Annotated in this window: 5 tRNA genes; all 5 read right to left on the reverse strand. The window is 51.8% G+C overall.

The features are described 5' to 3' along the window. Positions 1-2: 2 nt before the first annotated feature. Positions 3-75: transfer RNA gene (locus tag FC24_RS10735), tRNA-Phe, on the reverse strand. A 16-nt stretch (positions 76-91) separates the two neighbouring features. Further along, positions 92-165 (reverse strand) — tRNA-Asp (locus tag FC24_RS10740). 4 nt (positions 166-169) lie between these two features. Then, a tRNA-Met gene (locus FC24_RS10745) sits at positions 170-243 on the reverse strand. 44 nt (positions 244-287) lie between these two features. Continuing rightward, positions 288-361, reverse strand: a tRNA-Ile gene (locus tag FC24_RS10750). A gap of 16 nt (positions 362-377) precedes the next feature. Further along, positions 378-451 (reverse strand) — tRNA-Met (locus tag FC24_RS10755). Positions 452-521 lie beyond the last annotated feature (70 nt).

Genomic DNA, 521 nt, shown 5'->3' on the forward strand with positions numbered 1-521 from the left:
AATGGCTCGAGACAGAATCGAACTGCCGACACATGGAGCTTCAATCCACTGCTCTACCGACTGAGCTATCGAGCCAATTGCCTTCACCAAGCGGTTCCAACGGGACTCGAACCCGTGATCTCCTGCGTGACAGGCAGGCGTCCTAACCAACTAGACCATGGAACCATAATTGCGGGAGTAGGGTTTGAACCTACGACCTTCGGGTTATGAGCCCGACGAGCTACCAGACTGCTCCATCCCGCGATAATAAAATTAATAACTTGGTTTAAATCAACATCCACCAAAGATGGACCTTGTAGGACTCGAACCTACGACAGGACGGTTATGAGCCGTCTGCTCTAACCAACTGAGCTAAAGGTCCAAGCTCTTTAAACCTATCGCGGCAAAGGGAATCGAACCCCCGACCTCCCGGGTATGAACCGGACGCTCTAACCTGCTGAGCTACACCGCGATGATTATCCAATTAATCGGGAAAACAGGATTCGAACCTGCGACCCCCTGGTCCCAAACCAGGTGCTCTA

The sequence above is a fragment of the Loigolactobacillus rennini DSM 20253 genome (assembly GCF_001436505.1).
In the GTDB taxonomy this organism is placed as follows: domain Bacteria; phylum Bacillota; class Bacilli; order Lactobacillales; family Lactobacillaceae; genus Loigolactobacillus; species Loigolactobacillus rennini.